The 17,786-nt window shown below is 70.8% G+C and carries 8 protein-coding genes; all 8 read right to left on the bottom strand.

What is annotated here, in order from left to right; all coding sequences use genetic code 11:
• Nucleotides 1–41: 41 nt before the first annotated feature.
• From LDL49_RS42455 to LDL49_RS42420, 8 genes are read right to left on the bottom strand one after another with little or no spacing between them, the layout of a single operon-like run.
• The gene (locus tag LDL49_RS42455; RefSeq protein ID WP_225300484.1) at nt 42–2,339 is read right to left on the bottom strand and encodes a lantibiotic dehydratase; all 2,298 of its coding nucleotides are present in this window, start codon (nt 2,337–2,339) and stop codon (nt 42–44) included.
• A gap of 19 nt (nt 2,340–2,358) precedes the next feature.
• The gene (locus LDL49_RS42450) at nt 2,359–7,272 is read right to left on the bottom strand and encodes a non-ribosomal peptide synthetase (RefSeq protein ID WP_225300482.1); all 4,914 of its coding nucleotides are present in this window, start codon (nt 7,270–7,272) and stop codon (nt 2,359–2,361) included.
• 2 nt (nt 7,273–7,274) lie between these two features.
• Entirely contained in the window at nt 7,275–8,600 is a 1,326-nt protein-coding gene (locus LDL49_RS42445; protein WP_225300480.1) for a condensation domain-containing protein, read from the bottom strand.
• Between the two features lie 47 nt (nt 8,601–8,647).
• Nucleotides 8,648–9,466 (bottom strand): ABC transporter permease, encoded by an 819-nt coding sequence (locus LDL49_RS42440; RefSeq protein WP_225300478.1) that lies wholly within the window; start codon nt 9,464–9,466, stop codon nt 8,648–8,650.
• Nucleotides 9,466–10,305: an ABC transporter permease gene (locus LDL49_RS42435; RefSeq protein ID WP_225300476.1), complete on the bottom strand. Its 840-nt coding sequence runs from the start codon at nt 10,303–10,305 to the stop codon at nt 9,466–9,468. The genes LDL49_RS42440 and LDL49_RS42435 overlap by 1 nt, the downstream gene beginning before the upstream one ends.
• A complete protein-coding gene (locus tag LDL49_RS42430) occupies nt 10,286–11,344 on the bottom strand; it encodes an ABC transporter ATP-binding protein (protein WP_225300474.1) in 1,059 nt (352 codons plus the stop codon). The genes LDL49_RS42435 and LDL49_RS42430 overlap by 20 nt, the downstream gene beginning before the upstream one ends.
• Nucleotides 11,331–12,098: a thioesterase II family protein gene (locus tag LDL49_RS42425; protein ID WP_225300472.1), complete on the bottom strand. Its 768-nt coding sequence runs from the start codon at nt 12,096–12,098 to the stop codon at nt 11,331–11,333. Before LDL49_RS42425 ends, LDL49_RS42430 begins: the two co-directional genes overlap by 14 nt.
• A complete protein-coding gene (locus LDL49_RS42420; RefSeq protein WP_225300470.1) occupies nt 12,095–17,572 on the bottom strand; it encodes a type I polyketide synthase in 5,478 nt (1,825 codons plus the stop codon). The genes LDL49_RS42425 and LDL49_RS42420 overlap by 4 nt, the downstream gene beginning before the upstream one ends.
• Nucleotides 17,573–17,786 lie beyond the last annotated feature (214 nt).

The raw sequence follows: 17,786 nt of genomic DNA, 5'->3' as shown, positions 1-17,786 counted from the left end.
CCGCCCATGACCAGTCAGGACTGCGCGCCGCCCACGACCAGTCAGGACTGCGCGTCGGCCACGACCAGGCGGAACTCGCTGGTGTATCGCCGTCCTTCGGCATCGCGCAGCCACAGCCGGCCGGGATCGGGAAGCATCTCGGTGAGCGTCACCACCTGGTCGGGCCGCTCCCCGCGGGCCCGCCTGACGATCCCGGCGAACAGGTTGACCAGGGCGGGACTCGCCAGATCGAGGTAGATCGGCTTGGGCTCCCCCGGAGTACGCCAGAACAGGTGTCGTGGCAGGCCGAGCCGCCGCGCCCACGCCCGGACGGCGGCGAACGCCTCCGCCTCGCCGGTGCCCGGTCCCACCGGAACCTCGGTGACCGGACGCCGCCACGACTCGCGGGCGATCACCATCCGGTCGACGGTGACGCGTGGCGTATGGCCGAGCGGCTGCATGAGCTGGAAGGCGTCGACGACCAGGTGGCTCAGGTATTCGCCCAGGACGTCCAGCAGCGGGGATGCGAACCCGCCGGACCGTCCGGTGACGACGAGACCCGTGTCGTTCTCCGCGACCACGAGCCGGTCGACGGGCCAGACCCGGTGCGGTGGGACGGGCCGGGCTCCGGTCCGCGCACCGAAGGACAAGTACAGGTACTGATCCGAGACCAGGTCGGGAGTCGGGTAGGAGCGGCCGGTGATGCCCGGCGTGCCGCGCGGATACAGGGGGACGAACCTCGGCTGGTCGTGATCGTGTTCTTCGGACGCGGCGACGAGCCTTTCCGGCCGCGGATGCCACCGCGAGAAGGTCAGGGAGTCGAGCGTCTCTCTGGCGATGTGCATCTCCCCCATGACGAGGAAGAAGCGGCCGGCCGCGAACTCCGCCGGGCTCTCCGCGGCCACCATCACGTCGGGGCTGTGGCGCGCCGCGCCGTACCAGGGCGCGCGGCTGGGCGCGGGGAACGTCCTCTCGACAGCCTGGGCCAGTGCTCCCGAGGTCCGTTCGACCCGAGAGGTGGTTTCGTCATAGTCCAGGATCTCCCGCCAGCGCTCCCGCAGGCCGGCGATGACCGGATCGAACGCCGGGCCGCCTTCCAACACCGAATAACCCCGCGCGAGCACGAGCCCGAGCGGTACGCGGCCATCGTGGGAGGCGAGGTCGGCACCGAGCTGCCTGACGACATCACGCAGCGTCGACTCGATCACCGCCGCCAGTTCGCCGAGCAGCCATCGAACGCTGGTGAGGAGCAGCGACATCGGCGCCTCGAAGGCATCGAGGAAGGTACGGCCCAGCGTGACTTCGACGTCTCGACGGCACTCCTCGTGCGCCAGCCTCCTACCGGCGCGGTATTGGCCGTGCCCACGCCTCGCCAGGCTCCCCGTCAGCGCCTCGAACTCCTCGTCGAGCGCGGCGAGCCCCTTCGCCAGCGGCTCGGGGCGGCCGTGCGCCTCTTCCAGATCCGCACGCAGCCGCTCGAACCGGTCGACGACCGCCGGCAACGTGCCCCGCGAGGCCGGTGGCAGCGTCTCTATCTGCGCGCGTAGCTCGTCCATCGCCGTGGGCCCCTGAGAGACGTCGAACCCCCATCCGATGATCCCGCGCTCGGTGAGCTCGGCCAGCCATGCGGCGACGCGGACCTCGTCGTACACGCCGGCCCCGTGCTTCCAGGCCAGCTCGGTGGTGATCATGCGGAGGTCCCGCGAACCGTCGCAGCACCCGGCGACCCGCGCCAGATCGGCGGAGAGGACCTCGGTGGACAGGTCGGGACGTGCGACGATCCGACCGTGCAGCCGGACACCCAGGGCGAGCGCCGGCGGGAGATGGCGACGCACCTCCGGATCGGCCGCGAGCGCCCGTGCCAGGCCGTCCACCGCCCAGTCCTCGAAGTCGACCTGGCGGGCGCGGATCACGCTGGGGCCGATGTGCACGTCAACGGACGGTCCGTCCAGCTCGGCCCAGGCCGCGGGGCCGAATGCGCCGATGGTCTCGTTCTTCGCGTGATAGCGCTGGAGATAGTTGGCGAGCGCTACTTCCTTGCGGCGCCGCCGTTTGTTGCGCTCGGGCGTGTCGCCATGGCGTTTTAGCCAGTCCACGACATGTTCCAGGATGTCTGGATTTTGCCAGACAAGGGCGGAGCGGATCGCGTCCGTCTCAGCGATCTGGATCATGCGCTGTACACCGCGGGATGTGCCGGTCTCCCAGGCGCGCAGGAACTCGCCGTGGTCGCCCGGATCATCCGCGAGGGCGGCAAGAGGCTCGTCGGCCAGGTCCTCCAGCGCGGAGAAGGGGAAGCCCGCACTGCGCAACCCCACGTCGCGCCAGATCCACCACTGTCCCTCCGACATGGGCACCCGCATCTTGACATGTCCTCTCAGATCACACGCGTCGCCGGGCCGCGATCCGGCGCGAACGCTCGGACGTGGACCGGCCCCGCAGCCGGCGCTCGGAGCCGATCGGGTCTTCGCGCTCTTGCGCCAGCCCGCGGGCCAGCGCCTGGATGGTGGGATTCTCATAGAGCGTGATCAGCGAGATGGCGGCGCCCAGCTCCCGGCAGACCGCCGTGTGCAGGCGGATCATCTTCAGGGACGTACCGCCGAGATCGAAGAAGTTATCGGTGACGCCCAGATCGGTGACGCCGAGGACGGATGACCAGATCTCCGCCAGGTGCCGTTCGAGTGGGCTCTCCGGCGGCTCACGATGAGCCGACGCCGTCGGCTGCGCCCGGTCGGGCAGCGAGGACAGATCAATCTTCCCGTTCGCGGTGACCGAGAGCCGCGCGACCTCGATGATCTCCACTGGTACCGAGGGGGACGGCAACACGGCCGCGAGCCGCGAGCGCAGCGAGGCGATGGCCGGGCGGTGAGCCGCTGACGGTACGACATAGCTCACGAGCTCGTTTCCGTCCGCCCCGGGCCGGACCACGGTCACCGACGCCGCGACCGCGCGATCGCGGGCCAGCACCTCGTCGACCTCGATCGGGTTGACCAGGAAGCCGCGGATCTTGACGAGGTCGTCGGCCCGCCCGAGATAGGCGACCGTCCCGTCCACGCGGTACCGGCCGAGATCCCCCGTGACGAACCTGGCGATCCCCGGCACGGGATCCGGCAGCAGCCCGGGAGCCCCACCGAGCAGCGCCTCGGCCAGCCGGCCGCCGCGGACGACGATCCGACCGGGCTCACCGATCCCGCAGAGCCGGTCGTGCCGGTCGAGTACGAGCAGGCTGCTCCCGGGCGCGCCGGAGCCGAGCGACGGCAATCCCTCTCCCACCACCTGCCGCGAGGCGAGCTGCGGCGTCTCCGTCGTCCCGTAGCCGTTGACGAGCGTCGCGTCCGGCGTCAACGCGGCGAGTCCGGTGAGGTCGGCCGTGGTGAGCGTGTCGCCCGCCAGCACCACCAGCCGGACCGCCGGCAGCGACGTGGCGGTCCGCGCCGCGGCCTCGATCAGCAGGCGGGCGAGCGGCGGAGTCAGGTGCAGCACGGTCACGCGCTCTCGCGACAGCCAGGACAGCAGCAGCGCGGGCGTCGCGTGCACGTCGGGTGGCGGTACGCACAGTGTGGCGCCCGTCCAGAGCGGGACCAGGACATCGCGGTAGAGCGGATCATGCGACAGGCCGGCGAGCAGGGCGAACCGATCACTCGCGCCCAGCCCGAACTCCACGCTGTACCAGCGCAGGAAATGAATGACCGGACCCAGACCGCCGAGCACGCCCACCGGGCCGCCGGTCGTGCCCGAGGTGAAGGCCAGATACCCCACTCCCCCGAAGGCCGACGGTTCGTGGTCCGCCACAGCCTGCCGCGACACGCCGAAATCGCCGCTCGGCGCCCGTGTGACCAGGGCGAATCCACCGGGCGCCGGCGCGGCCCGGCCCAGCACGATCACGCAGCGCGGCCGGGCCACGTTCAGGTAGTGCTCCAGCCGCCCGGACGGATAGCGCGGATCGAGCATCAGCAGCCGGCCGCCGGCGGCGAACACGCCGAGCATGGCCGCGACCAGTGCCGCGTCGCGCTCGGCGTAGACGGCGACCGCCTCTCCCGTACGCACGCCCGCCGCGCGTAATGCCCGCACCACGCTCAAGACGGCGTGACGTACGCTCCGGCGGGTATGCGCTCCGTCCTGGTCGCGGATCGCCACCTCATCCGGGCTCCGGCGAACGGAGCGCATCAGTGTGCGGGCGAGCGCGGATGGCTGGATCGGCTCGTGGTCGAGCGGGTCATCGGGCCGCCGCAGTACCGCGAGCGAGCGCGAGGTGGCCAGCCGATGCCCGCGAACCGGCAGTTCGGGACGCTCCAGGACGGCGCCGAGCAGCGCGACGTACTGGTCGCAGATCTCCTCGGCCACCTCGCGCGAACACACCGCGACGTCGTGCACGAGGTCGATCCGGATGTCGTCGCCGACCTCGGTCACGTAGACGTTGAGATCGAAGATGGCGGGCACCACCGGCGCGTCGATCAGAGCGGTGCGCAGCCCGGTCATGGCGGGCGCGCGGCGATCCGTCCCCAGATGGTTGAACCAGACCCGGAAGAGGGGGCCGCGGTGCTCGCTCTGCTCCGCGATGAGGTCGAAGGGGATGTCCAGGGCGGCCATGCCGTCGGCCACCTCGTCACGTACGCGATCCACCACGCTGAGGTAGTCGGGGTCGTCCTCCAGGTCGAGACGGAGCACCGAGGTTTCGACGAAGAAGCCGACCAGGTCCTCCATCCCGGCCAGCTCCCGCCTGGACACCGGATAGCCGATGCACACGTCCCGTCTGCCGCACCAGCGGCTGATGATCTCGGCGAAAGCCGCGAGCAGCGTGACGAAGGGGGTGGTCCCGCGACCGCGCGCGACCTTGCGGACCCGTTCGGCCGTGGCGGCGTCCAGCCACCGCGTCCGGCTCTCGCCCACACCTCCCGGTCGATCCGGGGTGGGGCCCTCCAGGGGCAGTGCGTGATCCTCGGCCCCTCGCAGCTTGCGCCGCCAAGCTTCGAGCCGCCGGGCTTCCACGGCGGCGGTCGAACGCCACAGCGCGATGTCCCCATAGCCGATCGCCGGTCGCACCATCGGAGCGGCCCGGTGGAAGAGTGCCGCGTCGTAGCACCGGCCGAGCTCCTCCAGGAGGGTGCGCTCGGAGTCCTGGTCCGTGGCGATGTGATGGATGCTCAGGACCAGCCAGTGACGGGCCGGTCCGACAGCGATGAGCTGGGCCCTGAACGGCGGCTCGGCGTCGAGCGTGAAGGGCCGTTCGAGGAACCGCCTGACCAGGATCCTGGCGTCGTTCTCATCGGCCGCCTCCTGCCTGGTCAGCTCCGTCGGAGCCGGATCGAGCACCCGGCACATCGGCTCGCCGTCCCGCTCGACGACGATCGTCCGTAGGGGTTCGTGCCTGGCCACGATGTCGCCGAGTGCCGTGGCCAGCGCCGCGTGATCGAGGTCGCCGGCCAGCTCGACCAGGGTCGGCACGACATAGGTCGCCTGGCCGGGGTGGAGCTTGCTGATCAACCACAGCCGCCGCTGGCCGGGACTGAGCGGATGCGCGGCCGGGTCGGCACGAGCCGTGATGGCGGGCGCGTGCGTCTCGGCCGTCATCGAGAAGTCGACGAAGTCCGCGAACGTCGGGTGCTCATGGAGGGCGGTCGCGGGCACATGCCGGCCAAGCTCACTGCCCACACGCATCGCCACCCGCACGGCCGTCACCGAGTCGCCGCCGATGGCGAAGAAATGGTCGTCAGGGGCGAAGGCGTCACGTCCGAAGATCTGGCTCCAGACCCGGGTCACCACGTCCTCGACGCCGCCGCCCCGCGCCACCGTGGGTACGTCGGCGTGGGCTTCACGGGTGAGGCGGTTCCGGTCGATCTTGCCGTTCGGGTTGATCGGCAGGTCAACCCGGCGAACGATCCGCGCCGGGACGGCCTCGGGGACGATGGCGTGACGTACCAGCGCACAGAGTTCGTCAACGGGCGGGTCGGCGTCGGCCGTGACGTACGCGACGAGCTCGCGGCCGCTCGGGGCGATGACGGCGGCCTCGCGCACGGCCGGGTGAGCGGTCAGCACGGACTCGATCTCGCCCAGCATCACCCGCACGCCGCGTATCTTGACCTGGTCATCGCTCCGGCCCAGGTAAGAGATGCCGCCGTCCGCATCGAGGCGGACCAGGTCGCCGGTACGCAGCGCGGTCCCCGTTCCACCACGCGGGTCGGAGACGAAGCGTTGCGCGGTCAGCTCCGGCTGACCCAGGTAGCCCGTGCTGACGCACTCTCCCGCGAGCCACAGCTCCCCGACGCCCACGGTCACGGGACGCCCGTCGGCCACCACGAGGATCTCGGTGCCGGGATGCGGGCGGCCCAAGGGCATGGGCTGATCGGGCGCCGCGCCCGGGGGCGGCGGTCCGAAGTGCGCGAGGTTGTCGATGGTGCTTTCGGCTAGGCCGTACGTGTTGACGATGACGGCATTGGGCACGAGCGGGACCAGCCGGTGATACGCCTCCACCCGCCACGGCTCCCCGCCGACGGCCAGCGTCTCCAGGGTGGTCAACCGGCGGCCGCTCAGGTGCAGATACTCGGTCAGCAGGCTCAACAGGGAAGGGGTGAATTCGGCGAAGGTGACGCGGTGCGCCTGGATGAAGTCGGCAAGCGCGGGCGGGTCCAGCCGGACCGCCGAGGGGCAGATGATCAGCTCGCCGCCGGACAGGAGGCAGCGCGCCAGGTCCTGAATGAAAACGTCGAAGCCGAACCCGGCATACTGCAGATGCCGCCCGGGACGCTCACGAAGGCGGTAGCTGTCCAGCCACCCGTCGGCGGCGATGGCGATGCTTCGGTGGCTGACGCCGACGGCTTTGGGATGGTGTGTCGACCCGGAGGTATGGTTCACAAAGGCAAGATCACCCTGCTCCGGAGTCTTCCTGGAGGTCGCTCCCGAGAGCGCGGCGAGCCCACCAAGGGTGAGGACGCGGCGATCGACGTGGCCGCGGTGCTCCTCCGTGACCAACACCGCGGCCCCTGCCGCCTCCATCATGCGGTTGACCTGGGCATCCGGATAGGCCGGATCCATTGCCAGCACCGCACCCCCCGCCTTGAGCACCGCGAGCACCAGGACGACCGCGTCGGCCGTGCGCTCCATCAGCAGCCCCACGACGATCCCCGGACCGACCCCGGCGCCGGTGAGCGTGTCGGCGAGCCGCTCCGCCGCGTCGTCGAGCTCCCCGTAGGTGAGGCTCCGCGCGTGATCGGTCACTGCCACGCCGTCTCGGCCGACCCGCGCCACCTGCGCGAAGACCTCATGGATGTACGGCGGGCGCCACCCGTCCCGTGCCATGATCAACGCCCGCCCGGCACGGAAGCCAAGGCCGAGGCGATCTCCCGCATCGGCGTCGTGGACCAGTCGTGGCCCGCCAGCACGGAGAGAGCGTCGCCCCACCGGCTGAGCAGCCGCTCAGTCTCCAGGGTTCCCGCCCGCCCGCGGGTGCTTGTCGCGCCGAGCCGCAGCAGCGGCCGGACGCCGTCCGCCCGGGGCGGCGGATCCTCCACCATGAACAGATCCACATCCGCGCCGGTCGGGCAGATCGACACCGCGGCGCGGGCCGCCTCGGCCGCGCCCAGCTTCATCGCGACCTGACCGCCACCGCTCAGCTGCGCGGGAAGGTACAGCAAGGCGAACGAGAGTCCCGCCTCGCCTGGCTGAGGGTGCAGGGCGGATGCCAGGCGCTCGCCGGGCACGCGCTGGTCGCGCAGCGCGGCGAAGATCTCGCCACGGATCGCCGTCAGGTAGTCGAGAACCGTCCCCCGCTGAGGTGGCAGCACGAGCAGGGCGTCGTTGGACAGCCAGCCCACGACGTTCGCCTCCGCCTCGGTCTCGCGGGCCGCGAACATCGTGGTCAACGCCAGCGATTGCGTGACATGCCCGACCGCGCCGAGTGCGAGGGCGGCGGCGCCGACGGCCAGCAGCGAGCCCTTCGCCTGCCGTACCCGCCGGCGAAGCTCAAGGGTCGTCTCGTCGTCGATCTCGAGCAGCCGCTCGACGAGTTCGTCCGGATCGCCGTCGTCGGGGCGACCCGAGACCGGCCATACTCGATGGGCGCCCGTCACGGCCTGCCGTCGCCGTCCGACCGCCGCCAGCCCGTCGGGGCCGTCCAGCCACTCCTGGCGCCTGCGCCAGACGTCCGGGTAGGCGTCGGGTGCCTGGTCGAGGTCGGCCGTGAGGAGGTCCTCCACCAGCAGGTTGGCCGACCAGGCATCACACACCAGCTGGTCGGCGCTCACCACGAGCAGGTGCCGGTCGGCCTCGGCCGTGAAGAGGGCGGCGCGGACCAGGGGCGACGCGCCTGCCGCGAACGGCCGGGTCGCCTCCTGGCGGGCCAGCTCGTACGCGAGCGCCCATCGAGCCTCCCGGCCGGCACCGTCGACCCGATGGCGGGTGAAGGCCGACGTCCCGCCGTCCAGCACCCGGTGACCGGTGGCGGAGCCGAACACGCTGCGCAGGGCGGGCCTGCGCGCGACGAGCCGGGCGAGCCGCGCGCGCAGCAGATCCTCGTCGGCGGGTCCGCTGATCTCGATGGCCGCGGTCAGACAGGAACCCTCGCCCGACATCCGGGTCCGCTGCGCGTCGCTGTTCGGGAGCGTCGCCCCTTCAGATGGCTCGCTCACGCGGCTCATCCTTTCTGTCATGTCGTGGCATTCAAAACGAGTGGCTTTCAGAACTGGGTGAGGGTTCCGGCGGTCGTGACCTGCCGCTCGGCGCGTACGAACGCCCACCGGCCCACCAGCAGGAACGCCGTCGACGTGACGGCCAGGCCCACCACCTCGTACGGCAGCGGCAGGAGCGGCGTGGTGCCCAGCGACAGATGCCGGATGATGTCCAGACCCCACGTCGTCGGCAGCACATACGTGAGCGGCCGGATCAGCGGTGGCAGGACCGTCAGCGGAAAGGTGATCCCGGAGAACACCGAGGCGAGTGTCGTGAGGGGGTCGACGAGCGAGTCGGGCCGGCGCAGCCTCAAGGTGGCGGCCCCCGTCAGGTAACCGAAACCGCAGTTGCCCAGCAGCATGACGAGGACCACGGGAACGCTGAGCAGCACACCCGTAAGCCGGTATGAGGCGCCCAGGAAGCCGATCGCGAAGGCGAGCAGCACACCACTGGCGACCAGCGTGAACAGCGTGCCGGTCAGCACCGCCCCGACGACGAAGGACTCGCGCGGGACGGGGGTGGCGAAGGAGTGCTCCAGGACACCGGTGTCGCGGTCGGACTTCAGGGTGCCGGAAACCCCCCAGACGGCACCCACCAGGAGCGAGGCGGCCAGCAGGCCGAGGCCGAGCCAGCCGGCCAGGTCGTCGGTGCCGGCCATCGTGGCCAGACCCACCGCCGAACCGTTGACCAGGAAGGCCGAGCCGAGCAGCAGCGCCGGCAGCGCCATCTCGTACAAGGGCGTGAGCAGTACCAGGTTGATCATGCTCAGCGGATAGCGGCGCTGCACCTGGAACTCTCGCCGCACGATCGCCGCGACAACCAGCATCAATACTGCCCCAATCGTCCGGTCCGGTGGGCGCTGCGCAGCGCCCAGCTCAGGGAGATCGTGGCCAGCACGCTCATGGCGACTCCGACACCCAGCAGGTAGACCAGCCGGGTTCCGGTACCGGCGGCCCAGGCCGGTCGCAGCACCTGGTCACGGAGCACCTCAAGGATCTGCGTCGGCGGCAGGGCCCGGCTGATCGGCTGGATCCAGTCAGGGAGCACCGCGATCGGGTAGGTGACGCCGCACACCAGTCCGAGCGCGCCACGTACGGCCTCGACGACGCCCTCGGCGTCCCGGAAGCGCAGGGTGATGACCGACATGAGGGCACCGAGGGCGAACAGCGCCGGAATGGAGGCGAGCACGACCACCAGACCTGCCAGGAGCTGCTGCGGGCCGATCGGAACGCCGAAGGCGAACCGCAGCATCAGGCCCACGACGGTGAAGAGCAGGCCGGCCGGAATCAGCTGTGCGGTGGCCGGCCCAAAAAGGATCGTGAAGCGCGAGACCGGGCTCAGATAGACCATCTCGAGCGAGCCCTGCATGCGCTCGGTCCGCAGCGCGCTGCCCGGTCCCCACATCATCTGGGAGATCCACAGGTAGATCGCCCATCCGAGGTAGATGAACCCGGCTATCTGAGTGGTCCCCGAGCGGCTCGCGAATACGTCCAGCGCCTGCCTGCTGGCACCGGAGTAGCCGACGGCCTGCGCGTAGTAACCGGCCGGCACGACGACCGCCGCGCCGGCCAGGGTGACGAGGTTGCTCTTGTAGCGAGCCATCACCTGCCACTCCTTGCGTACGGCCGCACGGAAGGCGGCCGACTCAGCGCCGAGCCGGGTCATCGTCCGAGGCCGATCCGGTCACCGCGAGAAAGACGTTCTTGAGACTCACCGGCTCGCTTTCGATTCTCAGGACCGCGGTCCGGTACCGGCTGGACGCCGCGATGATCCAGGGGACCAGGTCGTCGGGGTACTGGCTCAGCAGGGTGAGCACCACGGCTTCACCGTCGCGATCGATCGTGATCCGCGCGACCCTGGACAGCTCGGCCACGAACGCCCGCAACACGTCGTCGCCGGGGTGGCGCAGCCGGGCGTGGATGACCTGGGCCGCGCCGATCGACTGCTTCAGCTCGGCAGGGGTGCCCTCGGCGACCAGGCGGCCGCTCTCGATGATTGCCACCCGATCGGAGAGCGCGTCGGCCTCGGCCATGTCGTGCGTGGTCAGGATGATGGTCTGGCCAGCGCGCCGCAGCTCGCGTACGTGCTCGTGGAGGTTCTCCGCGGCGTGCACGTCGAGACCGCTGGTCGGCTCGTCGAGCAGGATCACCGCCGGCCGGTTGAGCAGCGCCCGGGCGATCACCAGGCGCTGCCGCATACCGGTGGAGTACTGCTCCACGTGATCGTCGGCCCGGTCGCTCAGGTTCAGTTCCTCGAGCACCTGCTGGATACGGGCTCGGGACCGGCGTCGCGAGCGGCCGTGCAGGGCGGCGAAATACTCCAGGTTCTGGCGCGCGGTGAGCTTCCAGTAGACGCTTCGCTCCCCGCCCAGCGCCACGCCGAGCAGTTTGCGCACTTCCCGCTGCCGATCCCGGGTGTCGTGGCCGCATACGCTGATCCGGCCCGCGGTCGGCGTCATCAACGTAGCGATCATGCGGATGATGGTGGACTTACCGGCGCCGTTACGGCCGAGCAGCCCGAACACCTTCCCGGGCGGCACCCGCAGGTGAACCCCGTCGACGGCCGCCACGGGGTCCCCATCGGCGCTCTTGCGGCCGGGATAGATTTTGGTCAGGCCCACCAGCTCCACCGCGGGAGCGACGCTCGATGTTCGGCTCGGCGCGCTGACCCCGGTGGGCGGGCTGGTGTAGTCAGCCCAGGGCATCGCGGATCACCTCGATCAGCAGTTCCTCCGACCGTGGAGTCAGGAAGTGCCCTCCAGGCAGCGGCCGGTGGGCGAAAGGGCCGGTGGTGATGTCCCGCCAGCGGGGTAACACCGCCGGCGGGACGGTGCCGTCGTCGACGCCGCCCACCGCGGTGACCGGGCAGGCCAGCCATGGCTCCGCCGGCCAGCTCGCCGTCTCGATCAGGCGCAGGTCACCGCGCGTGATGTCGAGCGCCATCTCGATCATCTCGGGAAAGGCGGACAGCTCCTCAGGCAGGCCACCGTACGACCTGAGCTTGTGCAGCAGGCGCTCGCGCGGCAGGAGATGGATCGGCGAGTCCGGATCCGGACGGCTCGGTGGCCGGGACGCCCCGACGAACACGTGGGCCGGTGCGTGCGACCTCGACGCGATCATCCGCAGCGCGAACGCGCAGGCGACGTAGGCGCCGGCGCTGTGACCGTAGACAGCGTATGGACGCCCGGCGAGCTCGGCACCGACGACGTCGGCGAGCGTGGCGGTCAGCGCCGCCAGATCGCTCTCCAGCGGCTCCAGGAATCGGCTCTCCCTGCCGGGCAGCTGAACCGGCCAGACATCTATCCCGGCCTTTCCCAGCGGTCCGGGCCACTGCCGGTAGGTGGACGCCCCACCGCCGGCGTGATGGAAGCACAGCAGGATCAGGTTCGCGGTGTCCGCGCGCTTGGCGAACCGCACCCAGGGCGCGAGTGGATCTTCGATCGCCGCGGGCCGGGTCACGACCGCGCCTCCGCGGCCTTCTGCTCGAGAATGTGCTCGGCGAGCCCGGACACGGTCGGATAGGCGAAGAGACTGGCGATCGGCAGCGTGATCGACAGCCCGTCGCGGATGCGGGTCGACAGCTGCACGGCGACCAGCGAATTCCCTCCCAGGTCGAAGAAGTCGTCGTCGAGACCGATCTGGCTCATCCCGAGCGTTCCCGCCCAGTAGCCGGCCAGGACCCGTTGCAGCTCGGTCTGCGGTGCCACATACGGGGTGTCGATCAGGCGTTCCTGCGTGGGCGGCCCTTTCGACAGCCGGGCGTCGCCGAGCTGCTCCTCCAGTACGTCGAGGGTGAGCGACTCGGTTCTGCGCAGGCTCCTGTGCAGGCCCTCCGGGCAGATGACCAGGTGCGGGGCCGGGCGCCAGCGCTGGATGCGGCGCAGCACCTCCAGACCGAGCTCCGCGGTGATGCCGGCCGCGGACATGGATTCGGCGTAGCCGCCGTCATGGCTGACCGGCGCGTCGTCCTCGCCGCTGAATTGGGCGCGTACGCGGGCCGGGTCGACCAGGCGTTCGGTGTAACCGAATATCTCGGCGATCGCCCGGCCGTCGTCGTGCAGCAGCGTGATGTCAAAGGCGTCGATCTCGGCGCCGTCCTCGGACAGATGCCGGATATGGGCCCAGAACACCGGTGGAAGGGGTTCGTGCACGATGATGCGGTCATATCCCAGCGGGAGATGAGTGTCGCCCCGGGCGACCCGCAGCGCGTCGTACTTGGCGTTGCCGATGGCCGTGTCGAGAAGCGCGGGATGGATCCGGAACTGGCCGCACTCGGGCCAGAACTCCTCGCCGAGCTCGATGCGCGAGAGCTCCTCGCGGTTGCCGACGGTGATGCTCTTGACGTTGCCCGTCCAGCGCGCCCCCAACTGGATCAGCCGGCCGGGCGCGGCGAGTTCGTGCTCCCCGACCTGGAAGGCGGAGCACCGATCGGCGATGGCCGCGAGGTCGTAGGTGGGCACCTTCTGGTCGTCGAGGGGCACGATCCGGCCGTGCATGCGCTCGGTCCACGCGCGCGGCTCGGGACCGACCGCCGCGGCCGACACCGTCACGGCGTGGCCGTCGCCGTCGGGCCGCAGGGTGATCCGCACTTCGGTCGGCCGGCTCACGCCGATCGGGCTGAGGAAGATGACATCGGTGATCGCGGCCGGCCCGGTGACCGCCTCGGCGTAGGCGCCGTCGATCATCTCCAGCAAGGCCGCGCCCACCAGCACCTCCTGACCGCCGACCCGGTGCTCGCTGGTGACCCAGTGCTTGCCCGGCTCCCACACGGTGGCGAAGACGATGTCGTCGCCGCCGACGGTCTGCCGGTCGAGCAGGGGGTGCCTGGCCGCTTCGAACCGGACACCGGTCTGCAACGCCCTGAACGCCGCGGGGGCGGCGTGGTCGGTGTCGGTGGCCATGCCGAACTCGCTCCATCTGTCCCAGCCGACCGAGTAGACGGGCAGGTCCCGCTGGACCGCCCAGCGGGCGAAAGCGTCCTCCACGTTGTTGGCCGCGCAGTAGTCGACCTGACCGAAGGTGGCCCCGACAGCGGTGATGGACGAGAAGAGGATCATGAACTCGATCTCGGCGCCGAGCAGGCGGTGCAGGGCGATGGTGCCTGCCACCTTCGGCGCGAGCACACCGGCCGCGTCCTGGTCCGTACGGACCGCCATCATGCCGCCGCCGGCGACTCCCGCTGAGTGATAGACGCCGTCGATCCGCCCGCATCGGCTCCGGACGTCGGCGAGGACCGCCGCGAGAGCCTGCTCGTCGGCCACGTCGCAGCGCACCGGCACCACTGTCGAGCCCCGCTCCTCGATCGCGAGCAGGCGGGACAGCTTGTGCCGTACGGGCTCGGCCGTGTCGTCCGCCGTGACCAGAGCGTCCCAGTCGGCACGGGGCGGCAGCGCGGAGCGGCCCATCAGCACGAGGGTCACGGGTGCGGCCTTGGCCAGATCCTCCGCGACGGCGAGCCCGATGCCGCCCAGGCCGCCGGTAATCAGGTAGGTGCCGCCGGGGCGGACGGCCGGATCGGGCTGGTCCACCTCGTCGAGGTCGATGCTCCGGAAGGCCAGGCACCAGCGTTTACGGCCGCGCCAGGCGATCTGGCGGTGTTCGGAGGGGCTGGCGAACTCGGCGACGAGCTGCCGGGCGACCGTGTCGGGAGCCAGGCTGGTGGGCATGGCCAGGTCGATGGCGCGCACCTGGGCGCGGGGTATCTCGCGGGGCATCAGCAGGACCGGGCCGAGCAGCGCCGCCTTGACCGGCTCCAGCCGCTCGGTGCCGGCCACCTCTTGCAGGTTGCTCGACACGACGTGCACGCGGATGCCCTCCTCCCTGGCCTCCCCGGCGAGGAACTGTCCGAGGTGGAGGAGGCTGTAGAAGGCGTCGTCGAGGGTCCGCTCCACCACGTCGGCGGCGAGCGCGTCCGGCGCCGGATCGGTGAGCGCCCAGGCATGCACGATGTCGGTCGGCGGCTCGTCCGCCAGGGCGTCCATAAGCCGGCCGAGGTCGTCGGCGCTGCCGGGACGCATGGTGAACCGGTCGTCTCCCAGGGCGGCGAAGTCCGGGCCGGGTCTCACCAGGGTGACTCTCGTGCGGGGTTCGAGCTCCCGTACGAGCGCGTCCACGACGAGATGGCCGGCGCCGAGCACGAGCCAGTGCCCACCGGAAACGGGCGGCGCCGGGACCGGCAGCGGGTCCTCTCTCCAGTGCGGGACATAGGCGCACTTCTCCGCCGGGAGCGGCCCTTCCATCTCGATGGGGGCGTCGTCGGCCGTCGAGGCGGGCGGATCGGGCTCCACCCAATACCGCCGGCGTTCGAACGGATAGGTCGGCAGCGGCACGCGGGCGCGGTGTCCGGACCAGGCGGTCCAGTCGAGGTCGACACCGTTGACCCACAGCGAGCCGAGCGCCTCCGCCAGGATCGCGCCCTCCTCGGCGGTTCGCCGCGGATGTCCCATCGTCGTCACGATCGGCACGACGCGGTGCCCCACGCACTGCCGGGCCAGCTTCGACAGCGTGTCGCCGGGACCGACCTCGGCGAGCACGACGTCCTCGTCGGCCGTCAACGTCGCGACGCAGTCGGCGAAGCGGACCGGCGCCCGCAGATGCGCCGCCCAGTACGCCGGGTCCGTGGCCTGCTCGTCAGTGATCCACGTGCCGCTGACGTTGGACACGAACGGGATCGCCGGCGCGGCCAGGGCGACGGCGGCCACGGCGGCGGTGAAGTCGGCCAGGCACGGCTCCATCAGCACCGAGTGGAAGGCGTGCGAGGTGTGCAGGCGGGTGGAGGCCAGACCGTTCGCCGCGAACACCTCGGCGGCCTCGTCCAGGCGCTCCGGCGGACCGGCCACCACGGTGGACAGCGGCCCGTTGACTGCCGCGATCTCGACCCCGCCGGGCATCAGGCCCGCGACGTGCGGCTCCGATCCGGCCACCGCGAGCATCGCGCCGGGGGCCATCGCGTACATCAACCGGCCGCGCGCGGCGACCACGGCCAGCACGTCGGGCAGGCTGAAGACCCCGGCGAGATGCGCCGCGACATACTCGCCGATCGAGTGCCCGATCATCGCGGCCGGCGACAGGCCTGCCGACATCAGCAGCCGGGCCTGCGCGTACTCGACGCAGAACAGCGCCGGCTGACTGTAGCGGGTCTGGCCCAGCAGGTCCCCCGCCTCAGTGGCGTCCGTGTACAGCAGGTCTCGCAGGTCGAGACCGTCGAGGTGGTCCCGCAGGAGCTCCGCGCACTCGTCCAGCGCCTCGCGGAACACCGGCTCGGTCAGATACAGATCGCGGCCCATGTTCACGTGCTGGGTGCCCTGACCGGGGAACATCATCGCCGGCCGGGTGCGTCTGAGGGCGCCGGGCGAGGTGATCTGCCGTCTGGGGTCGGTCGCGCTCAAGGCCGCGACGGCCTCCCCGATGCTCGACGCGACAACGGCCCGCCGGTACGGCAGCGCCGTCCGACCCACCTGCAGGGTGTAGGCGACATCGGCCAGCTCGGGCAGCTCGGCCGGTTCGCTCTCGGCGAGGGCCGCGCCGAGCCGGCGGCCGGCGCTCTCCGCCGCGGTCGCGGTCTTCCCTGAGAGGGGCAGGACATGGTGCCGGCGCGGTGGCGGGGGCAGCGGATCCGATGGGGGCGCCTCTTCGACGATGACGTGCGCGTTGGTACCGCCGATGCCGAAGGAGCTGACCCCCGCACGGCGCGGCGTGCTCCCCTCGGGCCAGGGGACGATCTCGGTGGGCACGTAGAAGGGACTGGTGTCCAGGTCGAGGCTGGGGTTCGGGACCGAGAAGTTGATGTTCGGCGGGATCTCCCGGTGGTGCAGCGCCAGTACGGCCTTGATGAGCCCCGCGACTCCGGCCGCCGGACCGAGGTGCCCGATATTGGCCTTGACCGAGCCGATAGGGCACTCGCCCACCCGGGTGTCCCCGGCCGCGCGGTAGGCGCGGGTCAGCCCGGCGACCTCGATCGGATCGCCGACCAGCGTGCCCGTCGCATGGGCCTCGACGAAGCCGATGCTCTGCGGGGTGACCTCCGCCACCGCGAGCGCCTCGACGATGAGTTGCGCCTGACCCTCGACTCCCGGCGCGGTGAAGCCCACCCGGTCGCCGCCGTCGTTGTTGACCGCCGATCCCCTGATCACCGCGTAGATGTGATCACCCGCGGCGCGCGCGTCATCGAGCCGTTTGAGTGCCACGACACCGACACCGGTGCCGAACAGCGTCCCGCAGGCGTCGGTGTCGAAGGGCCGGATATGGCCGGTCCGCGAGTAGATTCCGCCCTCGACCCAGGTGTATCCCTCGCGGTAGGGCAGCTCGACCTCGACCGCCCCGGCCAGCGCGTAGTCGCATTCGCCGGAGCGTAGTGCCTGGCCGGCGAGGTGCACGGCGACGAGCGCGGTGGAACAGGCGGTCTGCACGTTGATGCTCGGGCCACGGAAGCCCAGCCGGTAGGAGACGGTCGTGGCCAGGTAATCGGGGCTGTTGCTGACCTCGATGGTCATACCGCCGACGGCGGCCTTGATCTCCGCGTTGCGGGCGACGTTCCGCTCGCCGTAGAAGTTGTTGGCCATGCCGCCGAACACGCCGACGAGCCCGCCGATCGCGCTCACGTCATATCCGCTGTCCTCGACGGCGGCGTAGCAGCTCTCCAGGAACAACCGGCCCTGCGGGTCGCGCACCTCGGCCTCACGTGGCGTGTAGCCGAAGAAGCGGGCGTCGAACCCCTCCATGTCGTCGATCAGCGCGGCGGCATTCACATAATGGGGGTGTTTGAAGGCTCGGGGTTCGACGCCGGCCGCGGCGAGTTCCGCCTCGCTGAGGCGGCTGATGGCCTCCACTCCGCCGGCCAGGTTCCGCCAATACTCGTCGGGGGTGGTGGCGCCGGGAAATCGACAGGCCATTCCGACGATCGCGATGTGGTCGTCGCGCAGTTGGTCCGCCATCAGCCCTCCGCACATCGTTTGAGATAACGCGGCCAACGGTAGCCATGGGGGTGGGATCGGCCAATGTCATATTTATGGGACCGGGGGCGTCGCTTTTAACAGGGCCACTTCTCTCGACGGGAATTGCGTCAGCTAAATCGGACGTGTCCATCGCCTGCGGCTGTTCAGTATCTTCCTGACCCCATAAGCATTGCGCGACCGATGGGAAGGACCT

This window comes from Nonomuraea aurantiaca (genome assembly GCF_020215705.1).
In the GTDB taxonomy this organism is placed as follows: Bacteria; Actinomycetota; Actinomycetes; order Streptosporangiales; family Streptosporangiaceae; genus Nonomuraea; species Nonomuraea aurantiaca.
The sequence above is the reverse complement of the archived record's forward strand: the minus strand, read 5'-3'. Positions and strand labels throughout refer to the sequence as shown.